Origin of the sequence: Rhodopila sp. (assembly GCF_965276935.1) — a bacterium.
Taxonomy (GTDB): domain Bacteria; phylum Pseudomonadota; class Alphaproteobacteria; order Acetobacterales; family Acetobacteraceae; genus Rhodopila.
Genome location: NZ_CBDIBS010000004.1, coordinates 1,193,094 through 1,212,020, shown reverse-complemented (window position 1 = coordinate 1,212,020; position 18,927 = coordinate 1,193,094). Strand labels below are relative to the sequence as shown.

Genomic DNA, 18,927 nt, shown 5'->3' with positions numbered 1-18,927 from the left:
CCGCAGTGCGCTCGACCGTGAATGTGATATGACACAGGTACGAGCATCGCACAGCGCAAGCCGATGACGGTCGATGAGTTCCTGGAGTGGGAACGCCGGCAGGAATTGCGCTACGAGTTCGACGGGTTCGCGCCTTCCGCCATGACGGGTGGGACGCTTAATCATTCGGCGATTGCGACAAGGCTGGCGAACTTGCTCGAGAACAGGCTTTCGAACCAATGCCGTGTCTATCGCGGCGATGTAAAAATCCTGGTCGCCGGTCGGGTGCGCTACCCTGACGCCGCGGTCACCTGTTCCCCGATTGACGGGCAATCCGACATTCTTCCAAGTCCGGTCGTCGTGTTCGAAGTCCTGTCAGCCAGTACAGCCGCCATGGACCGGGTGACCAAGAACGCGGAATACGCCGCGACCGCCTCGATCCAGCGTTATGTGATGCTGGAACAGGTCCGCGTCGGCGCCACGGTCTTCGCTCGCGACGGCAGCAACTGGGTTGGCACAGTGCTGCTCGATGACGCTGTTCTGGCGATGCCGGAGATTGGCGTCGAACTGCGGCTGAAGGACCTGTATGCCAACATAGAGTTGCCGTCGCCTGAAACCGACGATTGATCCCGCCAGCATCGGCCGGCACTCCCGATGCCCCAAGGCTTCATCCGTCAGCGCCAGTAGTGCGGCGCCACGGATCAGTCTGGCGAATTCCTTCGTATGGTGGGGAGGCTCAGGTCAACCGTGATTGGTTTTGGCGGAGCCACTCGCGACAAAGGCGAGCTACGGCCTTGGGCCATGGAAGATCAGCGTGGTCCTCCGATACCTGCCAAGCATGTGCTGGTGACTGGCTGAAAGGGGATCATGGCGCGCCCACGATAGCGTCCATTTCCCGGAAATCCGGCAGCGTCGCATCCAGCACCGCACCGCCGCGCAGGATCACCCGGTCGGATTGCGGGCGAGCGAGAAGCTCGGTCATGGAGCGGGCGCGGAACAGGACGAGGTCGGCGGGTGCGCCGACACCGATTCGCCCGCGATCGGGGAAACCGCAGGAGGCGGCTGGGATTGCAGCCACTGAAGCCGCCCAGTCGCCGAACGGGTGGTCGAGCTGCGCGATGCGCACGGCTTCCCGGTACACCTCCATCATGTCGTAGTCGCCGTAGGCGTAGAACGGATCGCGGCAGTTGTCGGAGGCGAAGGCGACCGGCACGCCGGCGGCGCGGAATTCATGCACCATGGTGATGCCCCGCCAACGCGGGGTACGGCCGGCTTCGCGTCCCTGCAGATACATGTTGCACATCGGCAGGTTGATTACCCGCAGCCCGGCCTGCGCACACAGTCCGATCGTGGCCATCGCATCGTCTTCCGACTGCATCGACAGGGAGCAGACATGGCCGACCTGGATCGGCGCCTTGAACCCCCGGCGCAGCGCGGTGCGCGCCACTGCGTTCAGGGTGCGCGACGAAGCATCGCCGGTTTCGTCCAGATGCAGGTCCAGCGCCAGCCCGCGCTCCTCCGCCAGATCAAAGAACCGGTCCAGCAGCGCCTGAAATGCGGGGGAGGTGGCCTGGCCGGCTTCACCGGTGGTTGTCATGCCCAGGATGCCGCCGGACGCGGCGACCTCGTTGGCCAGCGCTGTGCCGTCATCGCCGGCGAAGCGTTGCAGCGGGCAGAGGCAGACAGCCTGCAAATCGATCCGTCCGGCCCAGGCGTCGCGCAGCCGGCGGAACACCGCCCAATGCGCGCGGGCGTTCGGCCAGTCGCTATCCAGATGGGTGCGGATCGCGGCGGTGCCGTGGGCGTGGGCGCAGCGTAATCCGAAGTCGAAGCGCGGCTCGATATCGGCTTCTGAATAGAAGCGGCCGCGGTCGGCGATGACGGCGTTCCTGGCACCGGAATGCGTGCCGTCCGGGTTGGGCTGCCGCGGCCAGGTTTGCGTCTTGTCCAGATGCACGTGCCCGTCGACGAAGCAGGGCCAGAGCTGGCCACGATCAAGGTCGATGCCAGCCTCCGCCGTCCCGGCTGGCGCCACGACGGCGATGCGTCCGGCGGTGATGCGCAGGTCCAGCAATGCCAGCCCCTCGGCGTCTACGGGTGCCGTCATGTTGTCCAGCAGCGCGTGCGGCACCCGTACCCGTCGAAGCCATGTGTCGGAGGGCAGGGAAGTGGGAAACCAGAAAGCGATCATGGTGGCATCCGATGTGCGTGAACCTGATGAACCATACCTCGCAGCGGCATGATGAACGAGCCTGCAATAGACCGATGACCGGATGCGGGCAGGGCCGGCGGCTCAGCTCACCAGCGGAACCAGCGCCGCATAAGTGCCGATCAGTCCCAGAATGATCGCAATCGCTCGAATGTAGGCGCGCATGATCTGTCCCCTTTGATGTGACACGACAATGCCGCGACTGAGGTGCCGAAGATGTGCCCTGGGGCACAGGGGCTATGTAATATTGGTTCATGTCCGGCGTTGGGAGGTTCAGGGGCAATAGTGTGGCACCACCGGGAGAGATCGCGATATCGGTAGCAGAGCCGCCCTGCTCGCCGCATGACAAATCGGCGGATCGCCTGTAGCGTTCATCTGTCATGGCGCACATCAAGGTACAGACCGAGGATTTCGACGTTGGCGCGGAGATCGCCGCGCTGACGGCCGGTCGCACCGATATTGGCGGGATCGGCTGCTTCGTCGGCACCGTGCGGGACAACGTGAAGGGCGCGGCGCAGGCCGTCGCGGGCATGACGCTGGAACACTATCCCGGCATGACCGAGCGTGCCATCGCCCGCATTACCGATGAAGCGATGCACCGCTGGCCGCTTCTCGGTTGCACCGTGATCCACCGCATTGGCGCGCTGCGCCCGGGCGAGAACATCGTGCTGGTGCTCACCGCCTCGGCGCACCGGCAGGCGGCGCTGGACGCAACCGGCTTCCTGATCGACTGGCTGAAGACCAAGGCGCCGTTTTGGAAGCGCGAGGATTTCACCACTGGCGACGGCGCCTGGGTGGACGCGCGCGAGGAAGATGACGCCGCCGCGTCACGCTGGATGACGACATGACCTGACGGTTCAAGTGTAGCAGGGGAGAGGCGGAATGACGACAACACTGCCGATCGATGACATGATCGACACCGATCGCGGCACCATCAGCCGCGAGATCTTTGTCTCGCCCGACTTCCATCGAGAGGAACTGGAGAAGCTGTTTACCCGCGCCTGGTTGTTCGTCGGCCACGAAAGCCAGATCCCCGATCCCGGCGACTTCTTCGTCTCCCGCATGGGCGGGGAATCCGTCATCCTGTGCCGCGACACCCACGGTGCGGTACATGTCTTCCTGAACTCCTGCCGCCATCGCGGCATGAAGGTGTGCCGTTACGAATCCGGCAACACCTCATTGTTCGTCTGCCCCTACCATTCCTGGAGCTATACCACGGACGGCAAGCTGCAAGGCGTGCCGTTGTATCGGGTGTTGTACGAAGGCCAATTGGACCGCGCCGACTGGTCGCTGATCGAGGTGCCGAAGCTGCATCGCTACAAGGGCACGGTCTGGGCATCGTGGGATCCCGAGGCACCGGACTTCATGACCTATCTGGGCGACGCGGTGGACCATCTGGACCAGGTATTGGATTGCCGCGACGGACGGCCTGGCGGATCGGAGGTCATCGGCATCCACAAATGGATCCTGCCCGCGAACTGGAAGTTCGCCGCCGAGAATTTCCTCGGCGACACCTACCATAATCCGTCGCATCGATCAGTGGACATGATCGGCATCGGCCCCAGCGCCCGAACTGGTCATAACGGGGCTGGCCAATCCGGACGGCGCGACAATGAGTACAACAAGGGCCAGCACGTCTGGGTCAGCTTCCCGCAAGGGCATGGCGTGCACAGCGTCTGGATGCCGGAGGACCACGCGTATCAACCATCCTACGTGCAGTACCCGATCGTCGACGAATACTTTCGGCACTGCTTCGAGGAGCGCAAGCGCCGGCAGGGCGACAAGGCGCGGATCATGCCGTTCACCGGCAACCTGTTCCCAAACACATCCTATCACGGACGCCAGCCCCGCGGCCTTTGTGTCTGGCATCCGCACAGCCCGACCGAAACCGAAGCCTGGCGCTTCTTTTTGGTCGATGCCGATGCGCCAGCCGAGGTCAAGGACGTGCTGCGTCGCTTCTACATGCGCTATTCCGGTCCCGCCGGCATGACCGAGCAGGACGACATGGAGAACTGGCTGTATGCGACATCCGCGAGCACCGGCACCATCGCCCGCCGCTATCCATTCAACTACCAGCAGTCGATGGGCGCCTATAGGCGCAATGATCCGATCCGCGGCGATGTCAGCATGCAGATCACCGAGCAGAACGCCCGCAACTATTATCAGGTCTATGCCCGTTACCTCAAAGGCAAAGTCTGGGAGTCCCTGCTCGGCCGGTCCGATGCCCTGCGGCAAGCCGCGGAATGACGGTGCAGCATGGGCTGTCCTGGTTCGCCCTGAAGCAGGAGATCGAGGATTTCCTGTACAGGGAAGCGGACCTGCTGGATCAGCGGCAATTCCATGACTGGCTTGATCTGCTGGCCGAGGATCTGGTCTACTTCATGCCGATCCGTCGCAACGTGAAGTTTGGTCAGCACGCCGAGAAGGAAAACACCCGCCAAGGCGAGGGCATCTCCTGGTTCGACGAAGACAAGTGGACGCTGGGCAAACGCGTCGAGCAGATCCTGACGGGGGTTCATTATGCCGAGGAACCGCTGTCCCGCGTCACCCACATGGTCAGCAACGTGCGATTGCTCGACGTCAGGCCATCGGTGGACGACCCGGCCGAAGTTACGGTCGGCTGCCGCTTTCTGGTGCACCAGAACCGTGTCGAGTACGAGACCCAGACCTTCATCGGCCGCCGCACCGACATCCTGCGGCGGCACGATGGCGGCTGGCTGATCGTTCGGCGCGAACTGATCCTGGAGCAAAACGTCCTGCTGGCGAAAAACCTGAGCATCCTGTTCTGACGGAGGACCCATCATGCTGGCGGTCACCGATATCCCAGTCGGCACGAAGCTGCTCATCGCCGGCGGCCTGACCGCCGAGGTGACGGAAAACATCGGCGACGGCGAATGGCTTCGGGTCAGGCTTCTGTCCGGCGAGGCCGTCGGCAGCGAGGAACTATGCCACGCGACCGACGTGGTGGAGACCGCATGATGCGCATCGGCTTCCTGCCCAGCGACTTCAACCCGATGATCCTGATGCTCGCCGAAGCCGAGGATATCCGTGCACTCGGCGGCGTGTTGCGGCGGTTCGCGCGGGAGGGCAGGGACCTTGCGTTTCGCGACCTGGGGTTCTGCCGGACTGCTGGAATCGACTTGCTGCTGACCGGTTCGGCTGGTTCGGCGGGCGTTCAGCGCCGCGACAAAAGCGCGTTCGTCTGGCGCGTTCCGGCTGACCTCGCGGCTGGCTTTGCTGATCGGCTGGATGATCTGGCCGAACCGGGCCGCATCGCCGGGTCCGAGGCGCTGGATTGCGGCACGGTGGACGGCATTACGGTGAAGGTGTCGCGCGGTGAATATACCGACGACTTCCTGGGCGTCGACTTCACGGCCGTGACCGTCTAAAGCGCGATTGGGTTAGGTTGATCCAGAAGTCGCGCTTTAACTCGTTGTCTGATCGCGTGATTCACGCCTTCTGACTGGTTCAGCCTCGGGCGATCACGCTCTAACCGATCTCACATCCCTCCAGCGTGATCCGGTGCATCAGCCGCCGCTCACCCTGGTAGTCGTTCAGCGCGTAATGCCAGGTTGACCGGTTGTCCCAGAACGCCATCGACCCGGTGCGCCAGGCAAACCGGCAGGTGAATTCAGGCCGAGCGGCGTGGCGGTAGAGAAGATCGAGGAGGGGGCGCGATTCCTCGTCGGTCCAGCCGTCGAAGCGCAAGGTGAAGCCGGGGTTCACATACAGCGCCTTGCGGCCGCTGTCCGGGTGCGTGATCACCACCGGGTGCACCGCATCCTGCGTCGCCAGTTCCGCATTGCCGATACGGCCCTTCATGTCGTCGCGCGCCACACCGAACACGTGCCGGCTTGAATGCACCGCGCGCAGGCCCAGCAGCGTCTGCTTCAACCCGTCGGACAGCGCGTCATAGGCGGCATACATGCTGGCGAACAGCGTATCCCCGCCGGTCGGCGGCACCTCCCGCGCATACAGCATTGACCCCATCGCCGGGATCTGGTCGTAGCTGTGGTCGGTATGCCAGCCGCCGCCGATGTTCCGGGTCTGCCGCGGCTCTTTCACCACCAGCGCGATTTCCGGATAGTTCTCAACGTGGGCGAAGAAGCGGTTGATGTTGATGGCGCCGAACTGGCGCGCCAGCGCGATGTGCTGGTCCTGCCTCAGCGTCTGGTCGCGGAAAAACACCACACCGCGGTCGGCAAGCGTGAGTCTGATCGTGGCCACCGCTTGATCGATTAAGGGTTCGGCGAGGTTTACGCCGGCAATCTCGGCGCCGACGGTTGCACCGACTGGCGAGACCCTGATCGTGTTGCTTTGCATGCATCCTCCCGCGCGCGGCAGTCGGCGTCTCCGCCACCGTGCCCGGAGACAATCGAATTACCGTAATCCTCTTGCCGCGTTCCAGCAATCCAGGCATCACGGAACCGATGAAGCCAACCGCCGCTGTATGAACCCGCTTGCTTGGCTCCTGGGCCTCGTTCTCCCCGCCTGTGGCTTTCCAGGGGCGCAGGGTTTGCCGACTCCGCCATTGATGGACGTGGCGCACATTATCCGCAATGCCAGCGCCAATACCGCCCTCGCCGCACCGAGCGGCTTCAGCCCGAAGCCTGACATCATCACACCACACTACAAGCTATCGGCGGATCGATTTTTCGCCCTGGTCCAGGCGGTTGCCATGCGCCAGCCCCGCACATACCAGGCCGCGGTCTACACGGACCAGCGTCAGGTCCACTACGTCGTCCGCAGCGCATTGTTCAATTTCCCGGACCTGGTCATGGTTCAGGTGCGGCCGGAGGCGCAAGACACCAGCGACCTGATCCTGTATTCTCGAAGTGTGTATGGCAGGGGCGACCTCGGCGTGAACCGCCAGCGCGTCGAAACCTGGCTTGGCGCGATCGACAAGAAACTCCCCCCATCTAGCGAGAGATGACCCGTTCATGCGTGGTATCGGTCCTTTCCTGAAAGACGCCTGGCGGCTGACCCGCCCCTACTTCGTCACGTCGGAGGAACGCTGGTCCGCCCGCGGCCTGCTGTTGGCGATCATCGCCATGGACCTGACACTGGTGGGCCTGAGCGTCGTCCTGAGCTTCTGGCGGCGGGAGTTCTACAACTCGTTGCAGAACAAGGACTGGCGAGCCTTCCTGGAGCTGCTGTTCCTCTATCGCAATACCCCGATCGGCCTGCTGCCGGGATTCTGTGAGGTCGCCGCCATCCACATCATCCTGGCGGTGTATGAGGTCTATCTGAACCAGTTGCTGCAGATCCGCTGGCGACGCTGGCTGACCCGCCAGTTCCTGCACGAATGGCTCGCCGACCGCGCTTACTATCGTATTGGCCTGACCACCGACCGGGCCGCGGTGGGCACCGACAATCCCGACCAGCGGGTGGCGGAGGATTTGCGTGACTTCACCGACAACACCCTGACTTTAAGCCTGGGGCTGCTGTCCAACATCGTGTCGCTGTGCAGCTTCGTTGGCATCCTATGGGGTCTGTCAGGCGCGATTGAGGTATTGGGCATTCCGATCCCGGGCTACATGGTCTGGGTCGCCCTGGCCTATGCCGTCATTGGCACCTGGCTGACGCACCTCGTCGGGCGACCGCTGGCGCTTCTAAGCTTCAAGCAGCAGCGCGTGGAGGCGGACTTCCGCTACGCCCTGGTTCGCATTCGCGAGAACATGGAAAGCATTGCGCTGTATCGCGGCGAGCAGGAGGAAACCGTTTCGCTGCGTGAGCGCTTCGCCGCCGTTGTCGTCAACTGGCGGCAGATCATGACGCGAACGAAGCTGCTGAACTCGCTGGTCGTGGGCTATGACCAGGTTGCCGTCATCTTCCCGATCGTCGTCGCCGCGCCCCGCTATTTCTCCGGTGCCATGCAGTTGGGTGGTCTGATGCAGACCGTCGGCTCCTTCGCCTCCGTGCAAGGCTCGATGTCGTGGTTTGTCTCGGCCTATGCCCAGCTTGCCACCTGGCGCGCCATCGTCGAGCGTCTGTCGACCTTCCATCGGGCGATCGTCAAGGCGCGTGCCGCCGCCGCCGAAGGCTTCGTGTCCGCCGTGGCGTCGGATGGAAACGTGCGGCTGCATGACGTGACCATGAGCCTGCCGGACGGGACCAAGCTGCTAGAAGGCGCGGATCTGATGCTGACCCCAGGCCATTCCGTGGTCATTACCGGCCGCTCGGGATCTGGCAAGACCACCCTGTTCCGCGCCTTCGCCGGCATTTGGCCGTTCGGAACCGGGCGGGTTCAGATTCCGCCAAACTCGTTCTTCCTGCCGCAGCGTCCTTATGTGCCGCTGGGCACCTTGCGCCACGTGATCACCTATCCGAATGCGGTGGATGCCTTCAGCAACGAGGACATGGCTCAGGTGCTGCGTGACTGTGGAATGCCACAGCTTTGCGACCGGCTGGACAGCGACGACAACTGGCCGATGCGCCTGTCGATGGGCGAGCAGCAACGTCTGGCCTTCGCCCGGGCACTGCTGGCGAAGCCGGATTGGATCTTCATGGACGAGGCCACCGCCAGCCTGGATCCGGAAGCCGAGGAGGAGCTTTATCGCGTTCTGAAGAAACGGCTGCCAAACGCCACGCTGGTATCCATCGCGCACCGCCCGTCGGTGGCGGCTTTTCACGAACAGCGGCTGACGTTCAGACGAGACCTGGACACGCCCGGCACGATGATACCGTCGTCTGTCATGCCCGAAGCGGCGGGAGAATAGAAGATGACCACGGCGCTGCGTTTCGAGGCTATCAGTGAACCGACACCGTCCCAGGCGGAACTGGGCGATCGCTATGCCGCGATCGGTGCAACGTTGGACAGCGGGGACCGTGCTGGCGCGCTGGACGAATGGGACCGGCTGCGACGGGGCTATGACACATGGTCGGCGCTGGTGCATCTGCATTTCGCGCAGGATACCGCCGATGCGGCGGCGCGCGCTGCCCGGGACTATGCCGATACCCTGGCACCGGAGGCCGCCGACCTGGAAACCGGCCTCAAGCGCCGCCTTCTGTCCGATCCCGATCGGATAGGCCTTGCCGCCCTGGTGGGCGAGCACGCGCTGCGGCTTTGGGAGACCGATGTCACCACCTTTGATCCCGCCATCAAGCCGGAACTGGAAGAAGAATCCCGGCTTACCGCCCGCTACACCGAACTGCTCGCCTCCGCGAAGCTGGAGATTGACGGTCAGACGGTAAACCTGGCTGGACTGGGGCCTTATGCCGAGGATCCGGACCGGGCGGTCCGCCATCGGGCGGAGCAGGTGCGCTGGGGCTTCTTCGCAGCCAACGGCGCCGAATTGGATGAGTTGTACGATCAACTGGTCAGACTGCGCCACGGCATGGCGTGCAAGCTGGGCTTCGCCACCTATACGCCGCTGGGCTATCGCCGGCTGCGACGGGTCGATTACGGACCCGATGACGTGGCGCGCTATCGTGAGCAGGTGGTCACCCATGTGGTGCCGCTGGTCGCCCGGTTGCTGGAAGCGCGGCGGGCCGAACATGGTTGGGACCGGCTGCGCTTCTGGGATGAGGCGCTGATCGATCCCGCCGGCAACCCCAGGCCGGTTGGCGACCATGATACGCTGGTGGCGCGGGCGCAGGACATGTTCGCAGGCATGGACCCGCGGCTGGACGCGTTCTACGGCCTGATGAACCAGGGCGGGTTTCTCGACCTGAAGAACCGGCCAGGGAAGGCGGGCGGCGGCTTCTGCACCTCGTTCCCCACCGTCGGCGTGCCGTTCATCTTCGCCAATTTCAACGGCACGCATCACGACATTGGCGTGTTCACGCACGAAATGGGCCACGCCTTCCAGAACTGGCAAAGCCGCGAGCAGCCCGGCGTGGATTATCTGTGGCCAACGATGGAGGCAGCGGAAATCCATTCGATGGGCCTGGAGTTCCTGGCCTATCCCGGGATCGGCAAGCTGGTGGGTGAGGCCGCCGCCGATCGCTTCCGCCGCATGCACCTGATCGGCGCGCTGGCGTTCCTGCCCTACGGTGTCTGCGTCGATCATTTCCAGCATGAGGTTTACGCCAACCCTGATGCCTCTCCGGCGGACCGTCACGCGATGTGGCGCCGGCTGGAGCGTATCTACATGCCGTGGACCGATTACGGCGACCTGGAATTCCTGAACAAGGGCGGCCGCTGGCAGGCGAAGCCGCATATCTATGGCTCGCCATTCTACTACATCGACTACACCCTGGCGCAGTGCTGCGCGATGCAGTTCTGGGTCCGCTCACGGCGGGACTATCAGGCGGCGCTGGAGGCCTATGTTGCGCTATGCGGACGCGGTGGTTCGGCGCCATTTCAGGATCTGGTCAGTTCCGCCGGTTTGGTCTCGCCGTTCGCCGACGAGGCTTTGTCGGATGTGGTGCGGGAGGCGGCAGTGGTTCTCGGGGTGTAACCAACCATGATCCTGGCGCACTTTCCTCTAGCCATCGTGGCTCATGGCTACCGCCGTCTGCCGCATGAGCGGCAACCCAAGGCTTGTTTCATCGTCGCATCACGTCGTGGGGCCTGGGGAGCAATGGGCCGTAAAACCCATGTAAACGTCTTAAACTCAAGCTTGGCCGGATAGGGACAGCACCTCCGCGCCGACAATCTTGCTTGCGGTGAGCCGGACTACACCGCCAATGCTGTCGGGTCCTACGGTTGCCGCGCAGGGCATGGTCCCGGCGGAAGCCTTTATCGCTCCCGCATGGATCATCACGCGTTAAAGCGCGAATGGTTTAGGTTGACCCACGAATCGCGCTTTAACTTATTGTTTGATCGCTTGATTCACGCCTTCTGACTGGGTCAGCCTCAGGCGATCACGCTCTAGGCAAGGTCTGTCGGCAGCAGCCGGGTCGTTGATCGAGTGAAAAGTGGACCACCGAACTGATCCTCCCACACAGCAGTCGATGCTCGCCGCCAGAAATAACGAGGCGGCTCTCATCAGCCATCAACAAGCCGCAAGCATCGAGCGGGCCAATGAAGCGGTTTCAGCGCGCCTTACTGATGCAGCGGCTTCTGAAAGTTAGCCATGCGCTTGAGCAATGAAGGACAGCAACTTAGGCGCAACCCTCTCCGGCATCTCGGTGTGTGGATAGTGCACCGCCCCGTCTACAATCAGGCTGTCGGCGTGAAGCTGCGTGGCGAGCCAACGAGCTTCGGCTATTGCATCAGGGAAGTCCGGATCGCGGGTACCCATCACGATGAGGGCCGGCACCCGACTCGCGGGTAAGATGGCTGCAGTGTCGGCCTTGGAGAGGCCGATCATCGCTTGAAGCGCAGCCATCCGTCCTGGCTCGTTCAGATTTCTTGTGATTGCAGCTTTGACCTGGTCCTGGTCCGCGGGCTTGTGCGTCGGGAACAGACTGTTCCAGTAAGTGCTCCAGAACCACACGCGCCACGGTCCCGCAAGGCCGGCTTTCAGAGCGAGCATTGCCCACCACGGCGCCTTCAGGTCACGCACAATGGGACCCAGCAGCACCACGGCGCTGACACGCGCCGGCACGTCGTGCGCTGCCCACAGCGCCGACCCTGCAGCGAACGAATTGCCGAGGATCACTGCCGGACCCGCATTGAGATGTCCGATCAAGGCGAGCGCATCGCCGCCCACCGCGTGCGCCGAGTAATCATCCCACCGCGCCGACGTCTCACCAAAGCCACGCACATCCATCGTAACGACCCGGTAGCCTGCTCCCTGTAGCTCCGGGCGCAACAGCCGATACTCAGACCGCAGATCCCCCATGCCTGGAATCGCGAGGATCAGCGGGCCATTTCCGCCGGTGTCGTCATACGCGATTTGGCCGCCATCGACGGCCAGGAAGCGGGTCTCCGAGGCTGTTGAGCCTACGGCCTGCATGTGAGGGATAGGGGTAATGGCGGGAACCGGGGCAGTGCCGACCAGGGCGGGGGACGTGAGTTTCATGGCCATGGAGTTCTCCAGGTCTGGTTGATCGTCCGCATCCTAAGCCGCCGTTTTATAAACATTAATCGCCTAACAATGCACATTGCGTATACAGTAACGCATGGCTACGCAAATTCCAGATTGGCACTTATTCCGGGCGTTTCTCGCGGTTGTGCGCGCGGGAAGCCTGTCCAGCGCCGCCCGCGCGCTTGGAACCACACAGCCCACCATGGGTCGCCAAGTGGCCGCCCTTGAGGCGTCGCTCGGTGTCAAGCTTTTCACTCGCTCGCTTGATGGCCTGTCACCGACAGAAGCGGGCTTGCGATTGATCCCGTCGGCAGAGGCTATGGCCGCCGCCGCTGAGGCAGCACAGCGCTCTGCATCCGGTGAGGTCGATGAGGAGCGAGGAACCATACGCATCACCGCCAGCGAAGTCATTGGAGGCGAAGTTCTCCCCACGATCCTCGCGGACTTTCATGCTCTTCACCCTCAAATCTCGGTGGAGCTCGCACTGTCGAACCGCAATGAGGATTTGTTGCGCGGCGATGCGGATATCGCCGTCCGGATGGTCCGGCCCACCCAGGGCGCGCTGGTTGCCAAACGAATCGGGCGGATCGACGCCGGACTCTACGGCCACCGGCGTTACCTGCAAGCGCATGCAATGCCACGGAGCATCCAGGATCTGCGTCAACACGCGTTGATTGGATATGATCGTGACCAAGCGTACGCGCGGATGATTGAGACGATGGAAGCGTCGTTCACCCGCGATATGTTCGGGTTTCGCTCGGATAGCGATCTTGCGCAGCTCGCGGCATTACGTGCAGGTTTCGGCATCGGCGCAAGCCAACTTGGAATCGCAAGGAGAGACAGCAATCTCGTTCCCGTGCTTCATGCCGAGCTGATATTTTCTATGGAGGTGTGGGTTGCGATGCATCCCGACTTGCGCGGCAATCGTCGGATCCGGCTAATGTTCGATTACCTGGCGTTGGAACTGACACGCTATGCAGAAAGCAGTTGCCGGGAAGCATGAGAATTGTGTTGATCGCGCAAGCGGTATCAACCGGGTCGGATTGAGGGAATGTGCGGGTATCTCCGAGTAGGGGTTTTCCGTCAGCTCACCCGGCTCCCTTACATACATTCCCTTCCGTTACTTCCCAAATCCCCTCGTCGGCAGCCGTGACGGTCGCCGATTAGTGCATTTCCGCCAGCCGGGCCAGCAGGAAGTCGCGGAATACCGCAACGCGCTTTGAATTCCGCAACTCCTCCGGATAGACAAAAAACACGTCCACCTTGGGGCCTTTCAGATCGGTCAGCACCTGTACAAGGTCCGGATTGTCCGTCATCGCGAAATCCGGCAGGACGCCGATGCCCATGCCGGAGCGGATGGCCAGCAGGATCGCCTGGGTTGAGTTGACCTCCAGCACCGCCCGCCGCGGATTGCCGGGCCGGCGTCCCGCCTCGGCCAGCCAGTTGATCTCCTGCACCGGCGGATGGTGCTGTCCGAACATGATCAGGCGATGCGCGTCCAGGTCTTCGGCGCGTTGCGGCACGCCATGCTTCTTCAGGTATTCCGGCGACGCGCAGATATGCCATTGCAGCGTCATCAGATGACGTTGCACCAGATCGGGCTGCTTCGGCGGATGCATGCGAATTGCCACATCAGCCTCTCGCATCGCCAGATCAAGCTCCGCGTCGTCCAGCAGCAGCGACACCGATACGTCCGGGTAGGCTTCCAGAAAGCCATGTAGCCGCGGCGCGAGCCAGGATGCGCCGAAGCCAACGGTGGTGGTCACCTTCAGGCGGCCGGCCGGCTTTTCCTTGCTCTCGGTCAGCAGCGCCTCGGTGATCGCGAGCTTGGCGAACACTTCGCGCACCGTACGATTAAGCGACTCGCCCTGCTCGGTCAGGATCAGGCCGCGCGCATGGCGATGGAACAAGGGAACCTGAAGCGCTTCCTCCAAGGCCGAGATCTGGCGGGATACCGCGGACTGGCTGAGGCTAAGGGTATCGCCGGCATGCGTGAAGCTGCCAGCCTCCGCCACCGCGTGGAAAACGCGCAGCTTGTCCCAGTCCATTACAAAGCCTCTCCCTGAGGGCGGGGCCTGACCTGTGGGTTAGACCATGATCGTCTGAGGTTGCATCCTCGCCGGCGTCCGATCATGGTCTACCCCTTGTTGATCGCGTGATTCACGCCTTCTGACTGGTCAGCCTCAGGCGATCACGCGCTAGATCACAGCCGCATCATGCGTATGTAAGATGACATGAGACTAAACACTCTTTCACGATTCCCGGGGCAGAAATTGGTGATTTGGGATGATTTTGCCTATTCCGCCGCAAGCGCGGGCCGAATTGTCTGCTCCGCGAGGAATTTTTCAGCTTCCAGAGCCGCCATGCAGCCAGTTCCGGCGGCAGTAACCGCCTGACGGAACACCTTGTCCTGGACATCGCCCGCGGCGAACACACCAGGGACGGAGGTACGCGTGCTGCCAGGCGCGGTGGTGATGTAGCCCTCCTCATCCATCTCGACATGACCGCTGAAAACCAAGGTCGTTGGGCTATGGCCGATGGCGATGAAGGCGCCGTCCACCGGCAAGACCGATTCGGTGTCGGCGACCGTGTCATGCAACCGGACTCCGACCACGGCCTCCGGCATGCCGCCGCCAATGATCTCCTGCACCGTGCTGTTCCAGATAACGTTGATCTTTGGATGCGCGAACAATCTGGCTTGCAGGATTTTCTCGGCCCGCAGCTCGTTCCGACGATGGATCAGCGTGACCTTGTCGGCATGGTGGGTCAGGTACAGCGCCTCCTCGACCGCCGTGTTGCCGCCGCCGACGACGGCAACTGTCTTGCCGCGATAGAAGAACCCGTCGCAGGTGGCGCAGGCGGAGACGCCGCGGCCTTGCAGGCTCTGCTCGGAGTCAAGGCCGAGCCAACGGGCTTGGGCGCCGGTGGCGATGATGATGGAGTCGGCGATGTAGGTGTCGCCGCCGTCGCCGCGGCAGCGGAAGGGCTGACGGCTGAAATCGACCTCGGTAATGATGTCGTGGATGATGCGCGTGCCGACATGGGTGGCTTGCGCTTCCATCTGCTCCATCAGCCACGGGCCCTGGATGACGTCGGAGAAGCCGGGATAGTTTTCCACGTCGGTGGTGATCATGAGCTGCCCCCCCGGCTGCAGGCCGGCGACCAGGATGGGTGACAGGTTGGCGCGCGCGGCGTAGATCGCCGCAGTGTAGCCGGCGGGTCCGGCGCCAATGATCAGGACCTTGGTGTGGTGTGTCTCGCTCATGCGAGAATATATCGGCGCGCCAGACGAGCGAACAAGCAAGTGTCGGTCGCGGCATGCGGTTTTGACGCGACAACCGCGGTGTACCGCCGCATTGTCGGGACATGCGCCGTCATCGCCGAATGGTCTTGTTGCTGCTGGTCATCGGCGCTGCGGTCGCTCTGGCGTTCGTGGCTGGCCGCCGGATCAGTTGGGCAACGCTGGCGCACAACCAGGATGCGATGACGCGATGGGTCGCGGCGCACCCGGTGGCCGCGGTTCTGCTGTTCGTGCTGGCGTATATCCTGACCGCGGCACTGTCGTTGCCGAATGCGACGGTGCTGACGGTGGCCGGCGGATTGCTGTTCGGCACGGTTCTCGGCTGCGTGCTGACGGTTGTCGGCGCGACGACTGGTGCCTCTCTGCTGCTTGTCGCGGCGCGTTCGGCGCTTGGGGACACGCTGGTACAACGGGGTGGAGGACTCGTGACATCGGTCCGTGACCGCCTGCAACGGGATGGATTCAACTATCTGCTGGCGTTGCGGCTGGTGCCTTTGGTGCCGTTCTGGGTTGTCAATCTGGCCGCGGCGGTTTGCGGCATGCGGTTGCGCGTGTTCGTGCCGGCCACCGTGTTGGGTATCATTCCGGACAGTCTCGTGCTGTGCTCGATCGGGTCCGGCGTCGGCGGCATCCTGGCGGAAGGCCGCACGCCAGACCTTTCGGTGTTGTTCGCGCCGTGGATCATCCTGCCGCTGCTGGGGCTGGCCGCGCTGTCGCTGTTGCCCGTGCTGCTACGCAGCCGTTGGGGGACACATGCCTGACTTCGATCTGGCGGTTATCGGCGCCGGGTCGGCCGGCCTGTCCGTCGCCGCGGGGGCGGCCCAGCTCGGTGCGCGCGTCGTGCTGATCGAGCGCGGGCGCATGGGCGGCGATTGCCTCAACACAGGTTGTGTTCCCAGCAAGGCGCTGTTGGCGGCGTCGCGTGCGGCTCGCGCGGTGCGGGACGTGAGTCGGTTCGGGATCACCGTGGATGGCTCGGTGATCATCTGGGATCAGGTGAGGGATTACGTCCACTCGGTCATCAAGGACATCGCACCGGCCGATTCCGCGGAACGCTACCGGGCGCTTGGCGCCGTGGTGATGCAAGGCGAAGCCCGCTTTCTCGATCCCGCCACGATCTCGGTCGCAGGGAAGGCCATCACCGCGCGGCGCTTTGTCGTGGCAGCCGGCAGTCGAGCGACCGTGCCCGCGGTCGAGGGACTCGACCGGGTTGCCTATTGGACCAATGAAAGCCTGTTCGATCTGGCTGAAAAGCCGGACCATCTGCTGATCCTGGGCGGCGGGCCGATTGGTCTGGAAATGGCGGACGCGTTCGCCGGCCTGGGGTGTCGGGTCACTGTCGTGGAGGGTAAGCAGATCGCCGCGAAGGAGGATGCCGAACTTGCCGCCGGCCTGCGGATTGCCCTGACCGCGCGCGGCATAACGATCCGGGAAGATGCGTCGGTATCCAGCGTGGCGGCAGGTCCGGTGCTCATTCTGGCCGACGGTAGCCAGATCAGCGGCTCGCACCTGCTGGTGGCGGCCGGGCGCACGCCGAATTTGGCGGCGCTGGACCTGCCAGCGGGTAACATCCAGGCCGGTTCGGCCGGAATTGCAACCGATCGCGGCCTGCGCAGCCTGACCAACCGGCGGGTCTACGCGGTGGGCGACATCGCCGATCCCGCCGGGGTTGGACCGCGGGCGTTCACCCATGTCGCATCCTATCACGCCGGCATCGTCATCCGACGCATTCTGTTCCGGCTGCCGGCGCGGGTTGATTACGCGGCTCTGCCGAGAGTCACCTACACCGATCCGGAACTGGCTCAGACCGGTCTGACGGAAGCCGAAGCAACCGCGGCGGGACTGTCCCCGCGACTGTTGCGCTGGTCGCTGGCGGACAACGACCGCGCCGTGGCCGAGGACGACACAGCCGGGTTGGTAAAGCTGGTGGTCAGCCGGAACCGGATCGTTGGGGCGGGAATCCTTGCGCCTCACGCCGGGGAGATGATCAGCCAGTGGAGTCTGGCGATCGCTCGGCGCACACCATTGTCTGCTTTGGCCGGGATGATCGTGCCTTATCCTACCCGCTCGGAGGCGGCGAAGCGGGCGGTTGGCACATTCTTCGCGTCGCGGCTGTTTTCAGACCGGACCAAGACCTTGGTGCGGTTACTGAGCCGAATATGTTAACAACAACGAGACTGGCGCGCCATAGCACCCGATCGAAACGGCTTCAGGCCGCGGCAGAGCCTGCGCGCTTGGCCTGTGCCCGCGTAATCCGGCGCTTCAGGACCAAGCCTTCGGGCGTCAGCTTGGTGTTGGCGGTGCCAAGCAGGAACGCATCAATGCCGCCGTTATGCTCGACGGTGCGGATGGCGCGGGTCGACAGGCGAAGCCGCACCGAATGTCCTAGAACGTCGGAAAGCAGCGACGTGACCTGCAGGTTCGGCAGGAACCGGCGCCGGGTCTTGTTGTTGGCATGACTGACGTTGTTGCCGCTTAAAACAGCCTTGCCGGTAATCTCACAGCGGCGCGCCATCGCACTTAATCCCTTGGTCCAGATCGTAAGGCGCGGGTTATGGCGGCCGAGGCGGTCAGCGTCAAGCGATGGGGCAAGTTGATAGTGGGCTAGGTTGAATTTCCGGAGCTAGCCAAATCCGGGAGAGTTCTAACTTGAGATATCTGCCAGCTTTGCTAGACTGACGGTTTTTGGGCTGGAGGCTGTAATGTCTGCGGATGGTTTGAACTGCAAGCAGTGCGGAGGATTGGACTACGTCAAGAGCGGCACGGTGCGCGGCCACCAGCGCTACCGGTGTCATCGCTGTGGCTGCAACTTCACCGATACCCCGTTGCGGGGCAAGCCGCCTGCGATGAAGGCGCTGGCTATGCTGCTGTATGGCATGGGCAACATGAGCTTTAGCATGATCGGACGCCTGCTGGGTGTCAGCGACGTGGCGGTGCTGAAGTGGGTGCGAGCCGAAGCCTCCGCCTTGCCGGAGCCTGAGGTAGCGGCGCAGGTGATCACGGTCGAGGCGGACGAGATGTGGCACTTCATCAAAAAAAGTCTGCCAAGCTGTGGGTCTGGCGCGCCTATGACGTTGATACACGCCGCGTTGTGGCCTGGGTTCTGGGTGGGCGTGATGATGCAACCTGCCGCCGCCTGCTCGACAAGGTCGGCCTGAGCGGCAAGACCTTCGTCACCGATGATTGGGAGGGTTACCACCGGCTGATCCCGGAGGATCAACTGTTCACCGGCAAGGACTTGACCTTCCCCATTGAGCAGGACAACAGCAACGTCAGGCATTATCTCGCTCGCTTTCGACGCAAGACCAAGGTCGTGTCCAAGTGTCCCACCATGGTCGATCTGTCACTGCGCCTGCTCCACCACCTGCAAGATCCGGAAAACTATGCCACTTATGCCAAGACGTTCTTGGCTATCTTTGGTTAGAACTCTCAAATCCGGAACGGCCGCTTTTAATTTTCAGGCATAAGAAACAGACGTTAAATTATGGTGCATTGCACGGCTCACGACCTTCCACCCGCAG

General features: G+C 63.1%; 20 protein-coding genes. 14 read left to right on the top strand and 6 right to left on the bottom strand.

Annotated elements, in window-relative coordinates; translation table 11 throughout:
* Positions 1–63 precede the first annotated feature (63 nt).
* Complete coding sequence (locus ACQY4S_RS21890; RefSeq protein WP_428487315.1) at positions 64–606, top strand: Uma2 family endonuclease; 543 nt, start codon at positions 64–66, stop codon at positions 604–606.
* A 238-nt stretch (positions 607–844) separates the two neighbouring features.
* Here ACQY4S_RS21890 and ACQY4S_RS21885 read toward each other — a convergent pair whose 3' ends face one another.
* A complete protein-coding gene (locus ACQY4S_RS21885; RefSeq protein ID WP_428487313.1) occupies positions 845–2,170 on the bottom strand; it encodes a cytosine deaminase in 1,326 nt (441 codons plus the stop codon).
* Positions 2,171–2,568: 398 nt separating this feature from the next.
* Here ACQY4S_RS21885 and ACQY4S_RS21880 point away from each other — a divergent pair, with 398 nt between their 5' ends.
* From ACQY4S_RS21880 to ACQY4S_RS21860, 5 genes are read left to right on the top strand one after another with little or no spacing between them, the layout of a single operon-like run.
* The gene (locus tag ACQY4S_RS21880; protein ID WP_428487312.1) at positions 2,569–3,036 is read left to right on the top strand and encodes a molybdenum cofactor biosynthesis protein MoaE; all 468 of its coding nucleotides are present in this window, start codon (positions 2,569–2,571) and stop codon (positions 3,034–3,036) included.
* A 34-nt stretch (positions 3,037–3,070) separates the two neighbouring features.
* Positions 3,071–4,435 carry an aromatic ring-hydroxylating oxygenase subunit alpha gene (locus ACQY4S_RS21875; RefSeq protein ID WP_428487311.1) on the top strand — a complete coding sequence of 455 codons (1,365 nt, stop codon included), beginning with the start codon at positions 3,071–3,073 and terminating at the stop codon, positions 4,433–4,435.
* Positions 4,432–4,977 carry a 3-phenylpropionate/cinnamic acid dioxygenase subunit beta gene (locus ACQY4S_RS21870; protein ID WP_428487310.1) on the top strand — a complete coding sequence of 182 codons (546 nt, stop codon included), beginning with the start codon at positions 4,432–4,434 and terminating at the stop codon, positions 4,975–4,977. Before ACQY4S_RS21875 ends, ACQY4S_RS21870 begins: the two co-directional genes overlap by 4 nt.
* 13 nt (positions 4,978–4,990) lie before the next feature.
* Positions 4,991–5,167 (top strand): hypothetical protein, encoded by a 177-nt coding sequence (locus ACQY4S_RS21865; RefSeq protein ID WP_428487309.1) that lies wholly within the window; start codon positions 4,991–4,993, stop codon positions 5,165–5,167.
* Positions 5,164–5,577 (top strand): hypothetical protein, encoded by a 414-nt coding sequence (locus ACQY4S_RS21860; protein WP_428487308.1) that lies wholly within the window; start codon positions 5,164–5,166, stop codon positions 5,575–5,577. The genes ACQY4S_RS21865 and ACQY4S_RS21860 overlap by 4 nt, the downstream gene beginning before the upstream one ends.
* Positions 5,578–5,677: 100 nt before the next feature.
* On the opposite strand, the gene ACQY4S_RS21855 is transcribed toward ACQY4S_RS21860, so the two are convergent.
* On the bottom strand, positions 5,678–6,511 hold the full coding sequence (locus ACQY4S_RS21855) for a TauD/TfdA dioxygenase family protein (RefSeq protein ID WP_428487307.1): 834 nt from the start codon (positions 6,509–6,511) through the stop codon (positions 5,678–5,680).
* Positions 6,512–6,704: 193 nt separating this feature from the next.
* Between ACQY4S_RS21855 and ACQY4S_RS21850 the strand changes: the two genes are divergently transcribed.
* Genes ACQY4S_RS21850 through ACQY4S_RS21840 form a run of 3 tightly spaced genes read left to right on the top strand, consistent with a single transcriptional unit; the run spans position 6,705 to position 10,590 of the window.
* Positions 6,705–7,121: a DUF1499 domain-containing protein gene (locus ACQY4S_RS21850; protein WP_428487306.1), complete on the top strand. Its 417-nt coding sequence runs from the start codon at positions 6,705–6,707 to the stop codon at positions 7,119–7,121.
* A gap of 7 nt (positions 7,122–7,128) precedes the next feature.
* The gene (locus ACQY4S_RS21845; protein WP_428487305.1) at positions 7,129–8,907 is read left to right on the top strand and encodes an ABC transporter ATP-binding protein/permease; all 1,779 of its coding nucleotides are present in this window, start codon (positions 7,129–7,131) and stop codon (positions 8,905–8,907) included.
* Positions 8,908–8,910: 3 nt separating this feature from the next.
* A complete protein-coding gene (locus tag ACQY4S_RS21840) occupies positions 8,911–10,590 on the top strand; it encodes a M3 family oligoendopeptidase (protein WP_428487304.1) in 1,680 nt (559 codons plus the stop codon).
* A 612-nt stretch (positions 10,591–11,202) separates the two neighbouring features.
* Here the strand turns inward: ACQY4S_RS21840 and ACQY4S_RS21835 are convergent.
* On the bottom strand, positions 11,203–12,105 hold the full coding sequence (locus ACQY4S_RS21835; RefSeq protein WP_428487303.1) for an alpha/beta fold hydrolase: 903 nt from the start codon (positions 12,103–12,105) through the stop codon (positions 11,203–11,205).
* Positions 12,106–12,199: 94 nt separating this feature from the next.
* Between ACQY4S_RS21835 and ACQY4S_RS21830 the strand changes: the two genes are divergently transcribed.
* Entirely contained in the window at positions 12,200–13,108 is a 909-nt protein-coding gene (locus ACQY4S_RS21830) for a LysR family transcriptional regulator (protein ID WP_428487302.1), read from the top strand.
* Positions 13,109–13,268: 160 nt separating this feature from the next.
* Here the strand turns inward: ACQY4S_RS21830 and ACQY4S_RS21825 are convergent, their stop codons facing one another.
* Positions 13,269–14,153: a LysR family transcriptional regulator gene (locus tag ACQY4S_RS21825; protein WP_428487301.1), complete on the bottom strand. Its 885-nt coding sequence runs from the start codon at positions 14,151–14,153 to the stop codon at positions 13,269–13,271.
* A gap of 248 nt (positions 14,154–14,401) precedes the next feature.
* Complete coding sequence (trxB, locus tag ACQY4S_RS21820) at positions 14,402–15,370, bottom strand: thioredoxin-disulfide reductase (RefSeq protein WP_428487300.1); 969 nt, start codon at positions 15,368–15,370, stop codon at positions 14,402–14,404.
* A gap of 119 nt (positions 15,371–15,489) precedes the next feature.
* Between trxB and ACQY4S_RS21815 the strand changes: the two genes are divergently transcribed.
* Positions 15,490–16,167 (top strand): TVP38/TMEM64 family protein, encoded by a 678-nt coding sequence (locus ACQY4S_RS21815; RefSeq protein WP_428487299.1) that lies wholly within the window; start codon positions 15,490–15,492, stop codon positions 16,165–16,167.
* Positions 16,160–17,572, top strand: a complete 1,413-nt coding sequence (locus ACQY4S_RS21810) for a dihydrolipoyl dehydrogenase family protein (protein ID WP_428487298.1) — start codon at positions 16,160–16,162, stop codon at positions 17,570–17,572. The genes ACQY4S_RS21815 and ACQY4S_RS21810 overlap by 8 nt, the downstream gene beginning before the upstream one ends.
* Before the next feature lie 43 nt (positions 17,573–17,615).
* Here the strand turns inward: ACQY4S_RS21810 and rpmB are convergent, their stop codons facing one another.
* The gene (gene rpmB / locus ACQY4S_RS21805; protein ID WP_428487297.1) at positions 17,616–17,921 is read right to left on the bottom strand and encodes a 50S ribosomal protein L28; all 306 of its coding nucleotides are present in this window, start codon (positions 17,919–17,921) and stop codon (positions 17,616–17,618) included.
* Between the two features lie 187 nt (positions 17,922–18,108).
* Between rpmB and ACQY4S_RS21800 the strand changes: the two genes are divergently transcribed.
* Both ACQY4S_RS21800 and ACQY4S_RS21795 read left to right on the top strand, forming a co-directional pair.
* On the top strand, positions 18,109–18,564 hold the full coding sequence (locus tag ACQY4S_RS21800; RefSeq protein WP_428483389.1) for an IS1/IS1595 family N-terminal zinc-binding domain-containing protein: 456 nt from the start codon (positions 18,109–18,111) through the stop codon (positions 18,562–18,564).
* The gene (locus tag ACQY4S_RS21795) at positions 18,498–18,830 is read left to right on the top strand and encodes an IS1 family transposase (protein WP_428483390.1); all 333 of its coding nucleotides are present in this window, start codon (positions 18,498–18,500) and stop codon (positions 18,828–18,830) included. Before ACQY4S_RS21800 ends, ACQY4S_RS21795 begins: the two co-directional genes overlap by 67 nt.
* Positions 18,831–18,927 lie beyond the last annotated feature (97 nt).

Excerpts from the sequence above, each read along its gene's own strand:
- ACQY4S_RS21890 (WP_428487315.1), top strand. The coding sequence starts at position 64 with ATGACGGTCGATGAGTTCCTGGAGTGGGAACGCCGGCAGGAATTGCGC.
- ACQY4S_RS21885 (WP_428487313.1), bottom strand. The coding sequence starts at position 2,170 with ATGATCGCTTTCTGGTTTCCCACTTCCCTGCCCTCCGACACATGGCTT.
- ACQY4S_RS21880 (WP_428487312.1), top strand. The coding sequence starts at position 2,569 with ATGGCGCACATCAAGGTACAGACCGAGGATTTCGACGTTGGCGCGGAG.
- ACQY4S_RS21875 (WP_428487311.1), top strand. The coding sequence starts at position 3,071 with ATGACGACAACACTGCCGATCGATGACATGATCGACACCGATCGCGGC.
- ACQY4S_RS21870 (WP_428487310.1), top strand. The coding sequence starts at position 4,432 with ATGACGGTGCAGCATGGGCTGTCCTGGTTCGCCCTGAAGCAGGAGATC.
- ACQY4S_RS21865 (WP_428487309.1), top strand. The coding sequence starts at position 4,991 with ATGCTGGCGGTCACCGATATCCCAGTCGGCACGAAGCTGCTCATCGCC.
- ACQY4S_RS21860 (WP_428487308.1), top strand. The coding sequence starts at position 5,164 with ATGATGCGCATCGGCTTCCTGCCCAGCGACTTCAACCCGATGATCCTG.
- ACQY4S_RS21855 (WP_428487307.1), bottom strand. The coding sequence starts at position 6,511 with ATGCAAAGCAACACGATCAGGGTCTCGCCAGTCGGTGCAACCGTCGGC.
- ACQY4S_RS21845 (WP_428487305.1), top strand. The coding sequence starts at position 7,129 with ATGCGTGGTATCGGTCCTTTCCTGAAAGACGCCTGGCGGCTGACCCGC.
- ACQY4S_RS21840 (WP_428487304.1), top strand. The coding sequence starts at position 8,911 with ATGACCACGGCGCTGCGTTTCGAGGCTATCAGTGAACCGACACCGTCC.
- ACQY4S_RS21835 (WP_428487303.1), bottom strand. The coding sequence starts at position 12,105 with ATGGCCATGAAACTCACGTCCCCCGCCCTGGTCGGCACTGCCCCGGTT.
- ACQY4S_RS21830 (WP_428487302.1), top strand. The coding sequence starts at position 12,200 with ATGGCTACGCAAATTCCAGATTGGCACTTATTCCGGGCGTTTCTCGCG.
- ACQY4S_RS21825 (WP_428487301.1), bottom strand. The coding sequence starts at position 14,153 with ATGGACTGGGACAAGCTGCGCGTTTTCCACGCGGTGGCGGAGGCTGGC.
- trxB (WP_428487300.1), bottom strand. The coding sequence starts at position 15,370 with ATGAGCGAGACACACCACACCAAGGTCCTGATCATTGGCGCCGGACCC.
- ACQY4S_RS21815 (WP_428487299.1), top strand. The coding sequence starts at position 15,490 with ATGGTCTTGTTGCTGCTGGTCATCGGCGCTGCGGTCGCTCTGGCGTTC.
- ACQY4S_RS21810 (WP_428487298.1), top strand. The coding sequence starts at position 16,160 with ATGCCTGACTTCGATCTGGCGGTTATCGGCGCCGGGTCGGCCGGCCTG.
- rpmB (WP_428487297.1), bottom strand. The coding sequence starts at position 17,921 with ATGGCGCGCCGCTGTGAGATTACCGGCAAGGCTGTTTTAAGCGGCAAC.
- ACQY4S_RS21800 (WP_428483389.1), top strand. The coding sequence starts at position 18,109 with ATGTCTGCGGATGGTTTGAACTGCAAGCAGTGCGGAGGATTGGACTAC.